The sequence below is a fragment of the Fervidicola ferrireducens genome (assembly GCF_001562425.1).
Classification (GTDB): domain Bacteria; phylum Bacillota; class Thermosediminibacteria; order Thermosediminibacterales; family Thermosediminibacteraceae; genus Fervidicola; species Fervidicola ferrireducens.
Genome location: NZ_LOED01000049.1, coordinates 1 through 13,330, shown reverse-complemented (window position 1 = coordinate 13,330; position 13,330 = coordinate 1). Strand labels below are relative to the sequence as shown.

8 protein-coding genes and 1 rRNA gene are annotated in these 13,330 nt (G+C 49.1%); all 9 read left to right on the top strand.

Annotation, left to right across the window (positions count from 1 at the left end; all coding sequences use genetic code 11):
• Positions 1-261: 261 nt before the first annotated feature.
• Complete coding sequence (gene argS / locus AN618_RS11535; RefSeq protein WP_066355315.1) at positions 262-1,968, top strand: arginine--tRNA ligase; 1,707 nt, start codon at positions 262-264, stop codon at positions 1,966-1,968.
• A 45-nt stretch (positions 1,969-2,013) separates the two neighbouring features.
• A complete protein-coding gene (locus AN618_RS11530) occupies positions 2,014-3,414 on the top strand; it encodes a sigma-54 interaction domain-containing protein (protein ID WP_187694933.1) in 1,401 nt (466 codons plus the stop codon).
• A gap of 194 nt (positions 3,415-3,608) precedes the next feature.
• Positions 3,609-4,250: an MBL fold metallo-hydrolase gene (locus AN618_RS11525; protein WP_066355304.1), complete on the top strand. Its 642-nt coding sequence runs from the start codon at positions 3,609-3,611 to the stop codon at positions 4,248-4,250.
• A 136-nt stretch (positions 4,251-4,386) separates the two neighbouring features.
• Positions 4,387-6,003 carry a CTP synthase gene (locus AN618_RS11520; RefSeq protein ID WP_066355301.1) on the top strand — a complete coding sequence of 539 codons (1,617 nt, stop codon included), beginning with the start codon at positions 4,387-4,389 and terminating at the stop codon, positions 6,001-6,003.
• 126 nt (positions 6,004-6,129) lie between these two features.
• The gene (locus AN618_RS11515) at positions 6,130-8,508 is read left to right on the top strand and encodes a Lon protease family protein (protein ID WP_066355296.1); all 2,379 of its coding nucleotides are present in this window, start codon (positions 6,130-6,132) and stop codon (positions 8,506-8,508) included.
• Between the two features lie 433 nt (positions 8,509-8,941).
• The gene (locus AN618_RS11510; RefSeq protein WP_066355295.1) at positions 8,942-11,281 is read left to right on the top strand and encodes an S-layer homology domain-containing protein; all 2,340 of its coding nucleotides are present in this window, start codon (positions 8,942-8,944) and stop codon (positions 11,279-11,281) included.
• A gap of 407 nt (positions 11,282-11,688) precedes the next feature.
• Positions 11,689-11,916 (top strand): hypothetical protein, encoded by a 228-nt coding sequence (locus AN618_RS13355; RefSeq protein ID WP_066355293.1) that lies wholly within the window; start codon positions 11,689-11,691, stop codon positions 11,914-11,916.
• A gap of 2 nt (positions 11,917-11,918) precedes the next feature.
• Positions 11,919-12,620: an MFS transporter gene (locus tag AN618_RS11500; RefSeq protein WP_066355285.1), complete on the top strand. Its 702-nt coding sequence runs from the start codon at positions 11,919-11,921 to the stop codon at positions 12,618-12,620.
• A gap of 408 nt (positions 12,621-13,028) precedes the next feature.
• Positions 13,029-13,330 (top strand): 16S ribosomal RNA (locus tag AN618_RS11495); the annotation flags it as partial.

Below are 13,330 nucleotides of genomic sequence, written 5' to 3'. Positions count from 1 at the left end.
TCTCTGCAGCTTTGCGTAAAGGGTAATGTTCCTCCAGTTCATGTTTCATACTTTAAGTATAGCATTGATTAAAAAATAAGGCAACTGTTGGTAGGACTACAGCAGGGAAATGAGTGTATGAAAAAAGGCGATAAATCCCCCCCTTGCTGCATATTATGAATAGCGAGGGGGTTCTTTTTATTGCATAAACTTAAGCAAAAATATATAATAGTAGTATCGAGAAGGCAGATAACTATTCTGACAATTTTGGGAGGATTTTTTATGAAAGATGTTAAGGCAGCGATAAAGGAAAAGATAAGAGATATTACGATAGACGCACTGAGAAAGGCCATCGAAGAAGGGGCCGTAAACCTTTCCCGAATCCCCGAATTTACTGTAGAGGTGCCTCAGGCAAAAGAGCATGGAGACTTTGCAGTGAATGTAGCGATGCTGGCGGCAAGGGAGGCCCAAATGCCTCCGAGGGAAATTGCGAAGATAATAACGGACAGGATGGAAATCGCCGGTTCCGGCGTGGAAAAAGTGGAGGTGGCCGGGCCGGGTTTTATAAATTTTCACCTTGAGCCCACGTGGGCCAACGGCGTAATCCGGATAATCCTTGAGGAAAAAGAAAATTACGGCCGCCTGGACATCGGAAAGGGAAAGAAGGTTCAGGTGGAATTCGTCAGCGCCAACCCCACCGGGCCGATGCACATGGGGAATGCCCGGGGGGCAGCCCTGGGAGATGCCCTCGCATCGGTGCTGGAAATGGCAGGATACGACGTCACTAGGGAGTTTTACATAAACGACGCCGGAAACCAGATAGAAAATTTCGGCCTTTCCCTGGAAGCGAGGTATTTGGAGCTTTTAGGCTATGAAAGCCAGATTCCTGAAGGGGGGTATCATGGCGAGGATATAAAAGACCACATGCGGGAGCTCATCGAAAAGGAGGGCGACCGCTTCCTTTCGGTGGACCCCGCCGAAAGGAGGGCCTATTTTGTAGAGTACGCATTGAAGAAGAACATTGAGAGAATGAAGAGGGACCTGGAAAACTTCGGGGTTCGCTTCGATGTGTGGTTTTCCGAAAGGAGCCTGCACGAGAGCGGGAAAGTGGACGAGGTAATAAAGCTCTTGACCGAGCGGGGATACACCTACGAAAAGGATGGAGCTCTTTGGTTCAAGGCGACGGAGTTCGGCGTTCCGAAAGATGAAGTTTTGATAAGGCAAAACGGCATGCCGACCTATTTTGCCGCCGATATAGCCTACCACAAGGACAAATTCGACAGGGGCTTTGTGTGGGTCATAGACATCTGGGGGGCCGATCACCACGGCCACGTGCCGCGTATGAAAGGGGCACTGGCGGCGCTGGGATACGACCCGGATAAGCTCACCATAATCATAATGCAGCTCGTCCGCCTTTACAGGAACGGCGAGATTGCCCGCATGTCCAAGCGCACGGGCCGGGCGGTGACGCTGGCGGACCTGGTTGAAGAGGTGGGGAAAGACGCCGCGAGGTTCTTCTTCAACCTGAGGGGGGCCGACACGCACCTGGACTTTGACCTGGACCTGGCGGTGAAGCAGTCGGAGGAAAACCCGGTGTATTACGTGCAGTATGCCCACGCCCGAATTGCCAGCATCTTAAGGCAGGCGGCACAGCAGAATGTAAAGGTGCCCGAGAAGGACGACCTTGCGCCTTCCGAAATGGAGAGGCTTCTTTCGATGCTCACCCACGAGACCGAAATCGAGCTTGTAAAAAAACTTGCGGACTTTCCGGAAACCATAAGGGTTGCCGCCACCACCCTTTCGCCGTACCGCATTGCCAATTATACGCTTGAACTTGCCTCGGCATTTCACTCTTTTTACAACGTCTGCCGCGTGCTGACCGGCGACGAGGCCCTCACTAAAGCCCGGCTGATGCTGGTAAAAGCCGTGCAGCAGGTCTTGAAAAACGCCTTTAAAATCCTGGGAATTTCAGCCCCCGAGCGGATGTAATTTCTAATTCCGAAAGATAAGTCGGGTTTGAAAGGCGGAATCCCGATGACCGACAGGGAGACCGATGAAATCCTGAAAGCGCAGTTTGAACTTTTGCTTTCCCACGTGGAAGAAGGGGTCCACATAGTGGACCACCGGGGGGTCACGCTCTATTATAATAAAGCCGCTTCCGAGATAGAAGGCCTTTCACCTTCGGAGGTGGTAGGCAGGCCTCTTCTGGAAGTTTTTCCTTCGCTCACCGAAGAGGAAAGCACGATATACAAGGTCCTGAAGACGGGAGAGCCGATTTACGAAAAACTGCAGACCTTCACCAATTACAAGGGGAAGAAGATAACCACCATAAACAGCACCCTGCCGGTTAAAGTGGATGGCAGGGTCGTAGGCGCCATGGAAATTTCAAGGGACGTGACTTCGGTAAAGTCCATGTACGAACGCATAGCGGACCTAGAAGCTCTTCTTTACGGCCGGCCGTCGGTTGGAGCTGTCAAAAAAGGCTTTTTCGGGTACACCCTTGACGACATAGTGGGGGAAAGCAGGGCTATCGCCGAATTGAAAAAGCTGGCCGTAAAGGTCGCGAAAAGCTCCATACCCGTGCTGGTATGGGGAGAGACCGGAACGGGTAAGGAACTTTTCGTGCAGGCGATCCACAACGAAAGCCCCAGGAAAAACGGACCCTTTATACCGCAGGACTGCGCAGCGCTTCCCGGCACGTTGCTGGAAAACGTGCTGTTCGGCACGGTGAGGGGAAGCTTTGCTGGTGCGGAAGACCGCCCCGGCCTTTTCGAGCTGGCCCATGGCGGGACGCTGTTTTTGGACGAAATAGACGCCATGCCCCCTGAGCTTCAGGCAAAACTGCTCAGGGTGCTGCAGGACGGGATAATAAGGCGCGCGGGTGATACGAAAGAGCGGTTAGTGGACGTAAGGGTAATCGCCGCCTGCAGCGAAGACCCGGTGGAGGCGGTGGAAAGGAAAAAACTGAGAGAGGACCTTTTTTACAGGATAAACGTGGTGACTTTTAGGATTCCGCCCCTCAGGGAGCGCCGGGAGGACATACCCCTTCTGGTGGACCACTTCATAAAAAAATTCTCGGCCGGGAAAGAAGTAAAAATTTCGCAGGAAGTGATGGACATTTTCATGGAATATCCCTGGCCCGGCAATGTAAGGGAACTCGAGCATGCCATAGAAGGCGCACTAGTCGTGATGGAAGGGGACGAAATAAGACCCGCCCACCTTCCAGTACAGCTCAAGGCCCATTTTTCCCCGAAGAAAGGCACCATAGCTTCCTATGACCGGCTCAATTTAAACGAAGCACTGGAAAAGGTGGAATCCGAGCTGATTAAAAAGGCCATTGAGGAATCTGAGGGCAACATCACCAAAGCGGCCAAAATGCTTGGCATCCCGCGACAGACCCTGCAGTACAAATTGAGGAAGCTCAAGGGCGAATGATTTTACCAGGAATTAACTGAAAAGGAAATGGTTAAAATAAAAGAGTCGAGCAGGAATTTTGTGTTTTTCCAAAGAATATATAATAAAGTATTGAGGTTTTTAACTTTTATGCATCGAGAAAAACGGGAAAAGACATAGATCGGCATGCTTTACTCAAGGTTTATCCAAGCCTTGAAAGAAAGGGAGGTTTTAATGTGAAGATTCGATGGTTCGGCCATGCGTGCTTCCTTCTCGAATCTCAAATAGGGACGAAAATAGTGACCGATCCTTTCGACGGAAGCGTGGGTTACAAGATACCCAAGGTGGAAGCCGATGTGGTGACCGTAAGCCACGACCATTACGACCACAACTACGTGGAGGCCGTGCAGGGGGACCCCACCATCATCAAGGCTCCGGGAGAATACAACACCTGCGGGGTCAGCATAAAAGGCATCTCTTCTTACCACGATGAGGCCAAAGGGGCAAAGAGAGGTCCCAACATAATTTTCGTCTTCGAAATGGACGGCATAAGGATTTGCCACGTGGGAGATTTGGGGCATCTCCTCACCAAGCATCAGGAGGAGGAAATAGGAAAGGTCGATGTGCTCCTTTTGCCGGTAGGCGGGACGTTCACGCTGGACGCCGAAGGGGCCGTTGCGGTTCTGGAGCAGCTGATGCCCAAAGTGGTAATACCCATGCATTTCAAGACGCCGGCGGTAAGCATGCCCATAGACCCCGTAGAAAAATTTTTGGAAAAGGTGGGCGGCGGGGAGTTTCTGGAAAGCAACACTCTGGAAATAACTGCGGAAGACTTAAAGCAAGAAGGAAGGAGAATTGTCGTACTGAAATACGAATAGGAGGTCAAAAGCAGTGGCGATACCCTCACCGCTGCTTTTTATTTGCGAAAGAGATATTGACAATTGTCTTTTAAAATGCCTAGAATAAAATGTATGGCCTTTTTTATGTACGGAATTTCCTCAAGGAGGACTCATGATGAGGACCAAGTTCATATTCATAACGGGAGGAGTCGTTTCTTCGCTGGGCAAGGGTATCACTGCAGCATCGCTGGGAAGGCTTTTGAAGAGCCGAGGACTTTCGGTTTTCATGCAGAAGTTTGACCCGTATATAAACGTGGACCCGGGGACCATGAGCCCGTACCAGCACGGTGAAGTCTTTGTGACCGAGGATGGAGCAGAGACCGACTTAGACTTGGGCCACTACGAGCGCTTTATAGATGTCAACCTCACGCGAGACAGCAACGTTACGACCGGCCAGATTTACTGGTCTGTAATAACTAAGGAAAGGCGGGGGGACTACCTGGGGGCAACGGTGCAGGTGATACCGCACATCACCAACGAGATTAAGGAACGGATTACCCGGATTGCCCGCCAGTCTTCCCCTGATGTGGTCATCACCGAGATAGGAGGCACGGTAGGCGATATCGAAAGCCTTCCTTTTTTAGAGGCGATAAGGCAGCTCAAGGTCGACGTAGGGAAGGACAACGTGCTTTACATCCACGTCACATTAGTTCCCTACCTCGGAAGTGCCGGGGAACTCAAGACCAAACCCACACAGCACAGTGTGAAGGAACTTCGGAGCATAGGCATACAGCCCGACATAATAGTCTGCCGCACCGAAAAGCGCCTGCCCCGGGAGCTGAAGGAAAAGATAGCCCTCTTTTGCAACGTGGAGCCCGAGGCGGTGATCCAAAACTACGATGTGAAGAGCATCTACGAAGTGCCGCTCGTTTTGAAAAAGGAAGGCCTCGACGAAGTGGTGGCGAAAAAACTCGGCTTCGACGGCAGGAAGGCGGATCTTTCGGAATGGGAGGCCATGGTGGAGAAGGTCAAAAATCCTTCAAAGAAGGTCAATATAGCCCTGGTCGGCAAGTACGTGGAACTCCACGATGCGTACTTGAGCGTGGCTGAAGCCCTGTGCCACGGAGGCATTGCCAACGACGCCCGCGTAGACATAAAGTGGGTGCATTCCGAGGAGCTTGAATCTGACGGGGTAAAAATCGAAGAGGCATTATCGGATGTAGACGGCATTCTCGTGCCAGGAGGCTTCGGGGACCGGGGCATAGAAGGCAAGATAAAGGCGATAAAATACGCCCGGGAGAAAAAGATTCCTTTCTTTGGAATCTGCCTCGGGATGCAGTGCGCAGTGATAGAATTTGCCCGCAACGTCTGCGGCCTTGAAGGAGCTCACAGCACCGAATTCAAACCGTCTACACCCTATCCCGTCATTGACCTTTTGCCGGAGCAAAAGAACGTAAAGGATAAGGGCGGGACTATGCGACTTGGCCGGTACCCGTGCCGCCTCGTGCCCGGCACCAAGGCTAGGGAAGCCTACGGCGAAGAAATGATAGACGAACGCCACCGCCACCGCTACGAATTCAACAACGAGTACAGGGATATCCTCGAAAAATTCGGAATGGTGATAGCTGGTCATTCGCCCGACGGGCGGCTTGTGGAGATAATCGAAATAAAGGACCATCCGTGGTTTGTGGGGGTGCAGTTTCACCCGGAATTCAAATCCCGGCCCAACAGGCCCCACCCCCTGTTCCGGGATTTCGTGAAAGCCGCCCTAAGGCATAAAGAGAGCAAATGATAAGGCTGGAGTGCAAAACCCCCAGCCTTTTATATTTAATACATTGAACAAAATCTCCCAAAAGTTTATATTATAATTATAAATGCTTGAGGTCCGATAAATTTTAATGGAAAGCGAGGGATACCCGTGCTCAAGGAACTTTCGGCAAATGAGCTTTGCGAAACCTGCGACCCGTCGATTTTCAATTTTCTTTCCACGGAAGAGTTGGAGCCCCTTTCCGGCATAATCGGCCAGGAAAGGGCCGTCAGGGCTATGGAATTTGGGCTTCGGATAGAAAAGAAAGGATACAACATATTCGTGGTGGGGCCAAAAGGGACGGGGAAAACTACATATACAAGGAGCGCGGTCTCGAGAATCGCGAAGGAAAAACCGGTCCCTGACGATATACTCTATGTCTACAACTTTTTAAAGCCCGAAAAGCCCAGGGCGATATTCCTGCCCGCCGGCAAGGGCTCGGAATTCGCAAAGGACATGGAAAAGCTTATAGAGGAAGTGCGACGAGAAATCGCCCGGGCATTCGACGACGAAAAGTTCGAAAACCAGCGGCAGGAGCTGGTGGAGAAGTACCAGAAGATGTCAGTGGAGCTTTTTGATAAGCTGGAAAAAATCGCTAAGGACGAAGGCCTTTCCATCCAGCGCACACCCCAGGGCTTCATAACGATTCCATTAAAAGACGGAAAGCCCATGAGCCAGGAAGAATACGACGCGCTGACGGAGGAAGAAAGAAAAACCCTGGAAGAGAAAAGCCGCGCCGTGCAAAACAGGATTGACGAGACGATGAGGAAGATGAGGTCTCTCGACAGGAAGCTCAGAGAGGAGCTTTCGGAACTCGAAAAAAAGACGGCTCTCGCTGCCGTAGACCCGTACTTTGAGGAAATAATTTCCAAATACGCTGAGTTTGAAAATATAATAGCTTATCTGAAAGCCGTAAAGGATGACATCATAAAAAACCTTTCGGTAATAAGGCAGGGCGATGCCTCGAAGGCTGAAATCCAGGAAATTGCCGCGCTTTCCGGCCATGCCGCCCCGAAGGAAGACTTTTTCGTGCGCTACAGGGTAAACCTATTTGTGGACAACAGGGCCACCGAAGGCGCACCGGTAGTATTCGAGACAAACCCTACATATTATAACCTGTTCGGCAAAATAGAGGGCAGGGCCTTCTTCGGCACGGTAGTTACTGACTTTACCCTGATAAAAAGCGGTGCCATCCACCGGGCCCGGGGAGGTTATCTCGTGCTGCAGGCCGAGGACCTCTTCAGGGACCCCTTTGCCTGGGATACGTTAAAGCGCACCCTCAAAAACGGCGAGGCCAGGGTGGAAAACATCGGAGAACAGTACCGCACCGTGCCGACGGTCACTCTGAAGCCGGAGCCCATACCCCTTGACGTAAAGGTCATAATCATAGGGACGCCGTTCATATACTACCTTTTAAACGAATACGACGAGGACTTCAGAAAGCTCTTCAAGATAAAAGTCGACTTCGACGTGGAAATGGACAGGAACGAGGAGAACATGAAGAGTTACGCCTCGTTTATATGCAACATCTGCCGGGAGGAAAATCTGCTTCCCTTCGAGCCTTCGGCGGTGGCAAGGGTTATAGACTTCAGCTCCCGCCTCGCCGGCGACAGAAAAAAGCTTTCCACCCGCTTTAACGAAATCGCCGAAATAATATACGAGGCTGGCGCCTGGGCGGCCATGGAGGGGGCTGAAAAGGTTGCGGCAAAGCACGTGGAAAAGGCGATAGACGAGAAGGTCTACCGGTCGAACATGATAGAAGAAAAACTGCTTTCCATGATAGAGCGGGGCGAGATAATAATAGATACGGAAGGCAAGAAGGTGGGCCAGGTAAACGGTCTTTCGGTCATAGACATAGGCGACCACGTCTTCGGCCAGCCCTCGCGCATCACCGCCAGGACCTTCCTCGGTGACGCCGGAGTGATAAACATAGAGCGGGAGGCGAAGCTATCCGGAAAAATCCACGACAAGGCTGTAATGATACTTTCCGGGTATCTCGGGGAAAAGTATTCGAGGGAAATCCCCCTTTCGGTCACGGCCAGCATCACCTTCGAGCAAAACTACGGCGGTGTGGAAGGAGACAGCGCCACCTGCGCCGAACTTTTAGCCCTTCTTTCCAGCATATCCGGGATACCGGTGCGCCAGGACCTTGCCGTAACCGGTTCACTCGACCAGCACGGCAACGTGCAGCCCGTGGGGGGAGTCACGGAAAAAGTTGAGGGCTTTTACCACGCCTGCAGGATAAAGGGCCTTACCGGCAGCCAGGGAGTGGTGATACCTTCGAGGAATATAGATAACCTCATGCTGAAGAAGGAAGTGGTGGAAGCAGTAAAGGAAGGGAAATTCCACATCTACACCGCCGAAACCATAGACGATGTCATAGAGGTAATGACGGGATTAGCTCCAGAGGAATTCCACAGCAGGGTCATGGAATCCTTAAAGCAGATGGCCGAAAAGGCCAGGGAGTTCTTCGACGGAGAAGACAAGTGATTTTTTGGTAAAAATTTTTGTCGGAGGAAGGAATTTACCGGGATTTATAGAATATATATATCTACCGGTAAAGCTTGTTTGAGGTAGAAATGTTACCCGATTTTTACATTTATATTACAATTTTCCCAATTATATTGACGCTCTACCAGTCGGATGCTATAATAAACGATAGAATTTGAACTTTGAAAACCGAATAATGAGCCTTGGCTCATACTCAAATCCGATGACGGAAAAAAGGCTCATTATTTCAGGATAAATTTTTTGGGTGCTTGCAAAATATGTGAATTGCACGCAATATCATTTCAAGATGGTATTGCGTGTGATTATCTATGATAAAAGGAAAAAGCCTTTTTAAATACCGAGAGGGGGGATACAAAGAGATTAAAAGCTTTGTTTAATAATAGATAAAAAATAAAATAAGGAGGATTTGGGTATGAAGCGATTCAAAAAAGCACTAGCTTTGGTAGTAGTCTTTACGCTGGTGCTGGGACTAATGCCGATGGCTTTCGCTTCTGTTCCGCAAGATATCAAGGGAACGAAGTATGAGAAAGCCGTTGAAACTCTCATGAGGCTCGGCGTCGTCAATGGGTATCCCGATGGCACCTACAAACCTGAGAGAGTGGTAACCAGGGCCGAAATGGCCAAACTCCTAGTGGTTTCCCTCGGACTTGAAGATGCGGCTAAATTAGTGGCAGGCACAACACCATTTAAAGATGTGACCACAAATCACTGGGCGACAGGTTACATAAACATTGCAGCAAATCTCGGGGTAATCAAAGGTTATCCCGATGGTACATTTAAACCCGAAGCAGTAGTGTCTTATCCCGAAGCTGTAACTATGCTGGTAAGGGCTCTGGGCTATAAGGATACCGACCTGCCCGGTACATGGCCCACCAATTACATCTCTAAGGCTGTGATGCTGGGGGTTACAAAAGGCGTAACTGTTGCTCTTACTGGAGCTAACAGGGGCGACGTGGCTCTGCTCCTGATGAACACCCTCAATACCAATATGAAAGACCCTGTAGGGTATGAAGGGACTCAGCCGGTATACGCAAAGCTGATCAGCAGACTTGCCGCTACGGAGACCATCCAGGTACTTGCTACTTCGTCGGTTGACAAAGACGTCGAAGAAGGTACCGTAATGATCAAAGACGACGGTACTACCATGAAGACTGCTATTGCTCTTGATGGTTACCTGGGCAGGAAAGTAAAGGTCTATGTAAAGGACGACCAGATTGTAGCTGTAGACAGTGTCCTATCAGCCGAAGTCAAGACCTTTACTGCGAAGAATGAAAGTGAAAGCAAAGTAGCTAACAAAGTATACGATGCCGATGGTAATGTAGTTGCTACTAAGAGTGCAGATATTCCTGTAGTTTACAACGGCGTAAAGACCAAGCTTAATGCTCCCGGTGTTGTTGTATACAATGGTGCTAAAGTTACTTTGATTGCCAACGAAAAGAAAGGTGAATACGACTTTGCAGTGATCGAGGATGCTTTTGAGTATCAAGGTATCGTTGTTAACAAAGATGTAAAAGATGGCGACAAATTTATTAATGGCAACAGTGCCCTCAGGATAGCGGGCGATCCCGTAAAAACTGTTATAGTGAAGGGTGCTGTCAACAAATTAACTGATATCAAGAAGAATGACGTAATTTACTATGCAAAGAGCGCAGATGGTTCGAAAGTTACTATTCTGGTAGTAAGGGATAAAGTAGAAGGCAAGGTCACGAAAGTAGTAACAGGCGATAAAACGATTGCTACCATTAATGGCAAAGATTATGAAGTATCTGGCGTAACCGTAAAAGTAGATGATGAAGGTACCTTTGTGCTAAATAAAGAGGGTAAGATCGTATACTTCATTGGTAAAGCAGCCGCGGAAGAGAAATACGGCATTGTATTAGCTGCTGAAGTATTCGGACAAATAAGCGGTGGTAAAGTCCAGCTCTTTACTGCTGCTGGAGAGAAAAAGACTTTTGATGCAGTATATGATGTAGCAACTGTGGCTGATGGCGTATACGAGACAAATAAATATTTGGTGACGTATAAAGGAGATGCTGATGGCAAACTGAGCGAGATTAAAGGTGTAGGATCGACTAATACAATACAATATATGGATACTACTTATGATAAAGATAATAAGTTTATAACAATTAGCAATACAAAATACTACCTCACTGAGTCCACGGTAATATTTAATGTATACAACAATGACTACAAAGTCGTCAAATTAGCTGATTTAAATAAGACCCCGATTGATGTAGTGGCATTTGAAGCCGATGGCTACAATGTCCTAAAAGCTCTAGTAATAAGCGAAGCTTCTCTGGCACAGCCGACTCCTGAAACTACCGAATACGCCTATGTAAGCAAAGTCGCTACCATTAAGACCTCCGACGGAACCTCTTACGAAATCACCGCCTTTGCCAAAGGCATGAAGAAGACTTATACTACAAAGGTCGGATTTACCGATACAATAAACGCAAACAGCGTAGTAAAACTCCAGCTTGACAAAAACGGAATAGTTGTAAGCGCTCCTCCGGTATCGGTATCATCCACTGTCACTGGAACCGTAGAAGAAATAAGCGCTGGAGGCTTTAAGATTAAGGACAACAACAACAACATCAAACCCTATCTTTTCGCCGATGGTGTGACCGTCATAACTGTTGACGCGGAAGGCAAAGCTAAACTTGGTGGAGTAGGCGACCTGGCAAAGGGAACAAACGTCACAGTATACCTCGATAATGCTGACAAAGCGGCAGTAATTAAGGTTAACTAAAATGAAATGAAAAACCCCCTCAATTGCTGAGGGGGTTTTTCATTTTTTATTACAGAATGAATGAAAAACTCATACATACGAGGAATGTTCACTCGGATTAGCAGGGAAACACAATGAAATTCCTGGCTGCCGAGGGAGTAGAGTTATTGAGCAAGCGGGGGCGAAAGTTAACGCTTTTACCCGGGCGAGCTACCGAAAGTGGGTGTAGCCGGGAAGCCAGGTAAAGCTTGCAACCCGTGTAGAGAGGCACGATTTATATGCTTTCTTTAGGAATCCCTGCCGGAATGAATCGAAGCCCGGCAGGGACAATTTTTTTAATAGACAATAATGCAGCCGAAAAAGGAAAAAGAGAAAATATGGCGAAGTAGTTAAAAATTAAGAAAAAGAAACCGTTCGAGGTGCATAAAATGCAGCAAAGCTTTTTAGAAAAGCCTTCGAAGCCGCCGCTTTGGACAAAAAACTTCATCCTTATATGCATAACCACCTTCATGTTCTGGGCGGCGTCCCACATGGTGATGCTGGTGCTGCCCAAGTACGCTCTGAGCCTGGGTGCGGATGCCAGGTTTATAGGCTTGATCAACGGGGGTATTTCGGAATATTCCAGACCCTTGCACAGGCCGGTGCTCCTGCTGTAGCATTGAGCCTTCTTACGGCTCACGGTTTCAGGCCTGTTTTTGCGGCAGCACTTACATTTGCAGTTTCGGGCCTATTTTTCGGGAGTACCCTGAAACTGGAGGAGGAAGCGCTTTCGGGGTTAGGCGGTACCAGACCGGCTTTTTTTGAAAAGAGGGCTGTAGGGATAGCCTTTTTGATGTTTTTTCTGGCCTTCACGTACAGCGGTATAATTTCCTACATAGCCCTCTGCGGTGAGGAAAGGGGGATCGCAAACATGAGCCCCTTTTTCCTGGCGTATGCCCTCGGGATCGTGATGGCCCGCCTGAGCGTTGGGAAATACTATGATGTAAAGGGGCCGCATTATATTATCGTCGGGAGCTTCGTTCTACTAATATTGTCTAACGGCGTGCTGGCGGTTTCTTCGTCGGTCCTGCCCTTTTCTCTGGGCGGTGCGGTTTTCGGTGTGGGCTACGGTGCCTTGCAGCCAACCCTGCTTGCCATGGCGGTGAAGGATATAGAGCCCGAGAGGCGGGGTGCGGTGAACGGCACCGTCATGGGAGCCTTCGATATAGGGGTGGGAGCGGGAGCGGTGATTCTCGGGATGGTGGCGAGCTATTCAGGATATTCAGCGGTCTATATTGTCTCGGCCGCCGCCCCGCTGATTGGGCTTTTGGTGTATTTTGCGGGTAAATCAACAAAAATACAAAGAGGGAATTCGCCCTGAAATGGAGAATATGAATTTGCGAAAAATCACATAAAAGCGTCGGTTCGATAGTATAAAAGAGCAAAATGAGATTATCTTAACATTTTTTCGCGATAAAGACAAATAAAAATGACACGAGCAGTTTGAAAATGGATAAGGCGCTGTGGTATATTAAAAAAGCGTTCGGTGGAATGCAAAGTTACACGGAGAATTGGTGAAGAAGTTGACAGCAGAGAGCATATAATGTATAATAAAAAACTGTCGGCGGAAAAAAGGAAGCGAAGAAGGTTGACAAGAAGGAGCAAAGATGATACAATAGAATTCCGCCGAAGGGATGAACCTTGAAAACTGAACAGTGCCACGCCTGAGAGTTTCAGCTGAAAGGTGTGTAATTAAAGTAAGCGAAGAGCTTGCTTTAAGAATTAAATTTAACCTGAGAGTTTGATCCTGGCTCAGGACGAACGCTGGCGGCGTGCCTAACACATGCAAGTCGAGCGGGGGTGGTGGAAGGCGTAAGCTGGAAGCCACCTTAGCGGCGGACGGGTGAGTAACACGTAGGCAACCTACCCACCACACGGGGATAGCCCTGGGAAACTGGGGGTAATACCCGATACCTTTGCTAGCCGCATGGCTGGTAAAGAAAGCTGCCTTTTAGGTGGCGGTGGTGGATGGGCCTGCGGCCCATCAGCTAGTTGGTGAGGTAACGGCTCACCAAGGCGACGACGGGTAGC